Raw genomic sequence first — 3205 nt, forward strand, 5'->3', positions numbered from 1 at the left:
AGGCGGGCAGGGGCGTGGGCGTCAGCCCCTCATGCACCCGCCGCATCGCCTCGTGCCAGATCTCGGCCGGCAATCCGCTGCCGGTGACCCCGGTGAGCGGCGTGTTGTCGTCATAGCCCATCCACACCCCGGCGACATATTCCGCCGTGAAGCCGATGAACCATGCATCGCGCGCCGCCTGGGTGGTGCCGGTCTTGCCGGCGACCTGCCAGCCGGGCAGGGCGGCGCGGGCGCCGGTGCCCTCGCTGACCACCTTTTCCATCATATAGATCAGCTCGCGCGCCGCCGCCTCGGTGATCACCCGCTCGCCGATGCCGCCGCCGCTGCCCATCAGCGGGTCGGGATCGCCCGCCAGCCGCAGCTCGATCAGCCCATAGGGCGTCACCGACGAGCCGCCGTTGAGAATGCCGGCATAGGCGCCGGTCATCTCCAGAAGCGAGCTTTCCGAGGCCCCCAGCGCCAGCGCCGGCCCCGCCGCGAGATCGCTTTCGATGCCGAATTCGCTGGCCACCTTGCGCACGTTTTCGCGGCCGACGCTTTCCGAGACCCGCACCGCGGGGATGTTGAGCGAATTCTTCAGCGCCTCGGTCAGCGTCACCATGCCGTAATGCTTGCCGGTATAGTTGCGCGGGCACCATTCGCCCGAGCCCGGCACGTCGAGGCAATAGGGCGCGTCCTCGACCAGGTCGTCATGGGCATAGCCGAGGTCCAGCGCCGTGCCATAGACGAAGGGCTTGAAGGCCGAGCCGGTCTGGCGCTTGGCCTGTACCGCGCGGTTGAAGGCGCCCGAGGCGCGGGTGTCGCGGCCGCCGACCATCGCCCGCACCGCGCCGTCGGCCGACATCACCACGATCGCCGCCTGCGCCTGCGAGCCCTCGCGGACGCGGTTTTCAAAGACCCATTCCAGCCCCGCCTCGGCGGCCTCCTGGATGCGCGGATCGAGCGTGGTCTTGAGGATCACGTCCTCGGTGGTGTTGCGGGTGAAGAACTCGGGGCCCGAGCCCATCACCCAGTCGGCGAAATAGCCCCCGGCGCGGGCCTCGGCGGCCTCGGAAAGGGTCGCCGGGTTGGCCTGCCAATGGGCGGTTTCCGCATCGCCGAGATAGCCCTGTTCGTTCATCAGCCGCAGCACCGTCGCCGCCCGGTCCTGCGAACGCCTGAGGTCCGAGGTCGGGGCCAGGGTCGAGGGCGCTGTCAAGAGCCCGGCGATCATCGCGCTTTCCGAAGGGCTGAGCACCGCCGCCGGCTTGCCGAAATAGCGCTGCGCCGCGGCCTCGGCGCCATAGGCGCCGCCGCCCATATAGGCGCGGTTGAGATAGATCGAGAGAATGTCGTTCTTGGAGTATTTGACCTCCATCGCCAGCGCATAGGTGGCTTCCTTGGCCTTGCGCCACAGCGACGAGCGGCGGCAGTCGCGCACGTAGTCGGCCTCGCTGTCCCAGGCCTCGGGGTCGAAGGCCACCCCGAGGCACAGCAGCTTGGCGGTCTGCTGGGTGATGGTCGAGCCGCCGTGGCCGCTGAGCGGGCCGCGCCCCTCGGAGAGGTTGATGCGCACCGCGCTGGCGACGCCGCGCGGGCTGATGCCGAAATGCCAGTAAAAGCGCTTGTCCTCGGTGGCGACGATGGCGTTGCGCAGATCGGGCGACACGCTGTCGGCGGTGACGACGCCGCCGAACTGGTCGCCGCGCCAGGCAAAGACCTGATCGTCGCGGTCCAGCAGCGTGACCGAGCCGCGCGCCCGCCCGTCGAGCAATTCGTCAAGCTCGGGCAGGGTGGTGTAGAGATAGCCCACCGACAGCGCGACGATGGCGCCGATGATGGCGCCGACCCGCCAGGTAAAGCCCCAGACCACCCGCCAGAGGCCGCGTATGAGGCCCAGCAGAAAGGCCAGCACCGGGTTGCGCGGGGCCTTGCGGGCCGGGGCCTTCTTGCGCTTTGCGGGCTTTGCCTTGGGTTTGGGGTTGGGGGCAGGCTTGCGCCGGGCGGCACCCGCCCTGCCATATCTGTTCTCGGCCACCAGCGGCGGCTTCCTGCGACCTGAATCACCCATGAGCTGCTTTGCCTGCCATGTTTCTGTTGTCGACAGCTTAACCGGGATGGCCGCTGATGTTGAGGTTCCTTGCCTCGCTAAGCGCTTTTTGTTGTGCTTAAAAAATAGCCACAAACGCAAAAGCGTGCAAAAAATGTGCGTTTTGATCGGAAATTCGACGCATTCTTGCCCGGAAAGCTTCGATTCCCGGCGTTGTGAAGGCTTTTCTGCCTCTGCAACGCAGGCCCCCCTGCATATGGGAAAAGGAAAAGACGGTGAAACTGATTATCGCAACAATCAAACCGTTCAAGCTCGAAGAGGTTCGCGAAGCGCTGACCGGGATCGGGGTTGGCGGCATGATGGTCACAGAGATCAAGGGTTTCGGCTCGCAGTCGGGCCATACGGAAATCTATCGCGGCGCGGAATACGCGGTGAACTTCGTGCCCAAGGTCAAGCTTGAACTGGTGGTGCCGGCCTCGATGGCCGACCAGGCTGTGGAAACCATCACCAAGACCGCGCAGACCGGCAAGATCGGCGACGGCAAAATCTTTGTTCTGGACGTGCAGCAGGCGGTTCGCGTGCGCACCGGTGAAACCGACGCCGACGCCATCTGAGCGGCGCGTGGAAAGGAAAACACTCATGAATACCCTGATGAAATTTGCCCTGCCGGCCGCCCTTGTGGCGCTGCCCGTGGCAGGCCTGGCCGAGGAAGGCCCGGTTCCGGGCGTCAATGCCTCGACCGACTCGGTCTTTATTCTGAACTCGCTTCTGTTCCTGATCGGCGGCTTCCTGGTGTTCTGGATGGCGGCCGGTTTCGCGATGCTCGAAGCCGGTCTGGTGCGGTCCAAGAACGTCACCATGCAGCTGATGAAGAACGTCGCGCTGTTCTCGCTGGCGGCGATCTTCTACTATCTGATCGGCTACAACCTGATGTACCCGCTGGGCACATGGTCGGTGGACGGCATCCTGTCGGGCGTCTGGGGCCCCGGTGTTCTGGAAGCGGTGGGCGTGACCTCGGATGCGGCCGATGACTACGGCTATGCTTCGACCGGCTCGGATTTCTTCTTCCAGCTGATGTTCTGCGCCACCACCGCCTCGATCGTCTCGGGCACCCTGGCCGAGCGTATCAAACTGTGGCCCTTCCTGGTCTTCACCATCATCCTGACCGCGATCATC

The 3205-nt window shown here is 65.5% G+C and carries 2 protein-coding genes and 1 pseudogene; 2 read left to right on the forward strand and 1 reads right to left on the reverse strand.

Annotated features, from left to right (window positions below):
* On the reverse strand, positions 1 to 2050 hold a 2050-nt coding region (locus ABZD10_RS14670; protein WP_372887628.1), incomplete at its 3' end, for a transglycosylase domain-containing protein.
* A 254-nt stretch (positions 2051 to 2304) separates the two neighbouring features.
* Here ABZD10_RS14670 and ABZD10_RS14675 point away from each other — a divergent pair.
* Both ABZD10_RS14675 and ABZD10_RS14680 read left to right on the forward strand, forming a co-directional pair.
* Positions 2305 to 2643: a P-II family nitrogen regulator gene (locus tag ABZD10_RS14675; protein WP_372887630.1), complete on the forward strand. Its 339-nt coding sequence runs from the start codon at positions 2305 to 2307 to the stop codon at positions 2641 to 2643.
* Between the two features lie 25 nt (positions 2644 to 2668).
* Positions 2669 to 3205: pseudogene (locus ABZD10_RS14680) on the forward strand (ammonium transporter); the annotation flags it as partial.

This window comes from Shimia sp. (assembly GCF_041624275.1).
Lineage (GTDB): Bacteria > Pseudomonadota > Alphaproteobacteria > Rhodobacterales > Rhodobacteraceae > Shimia.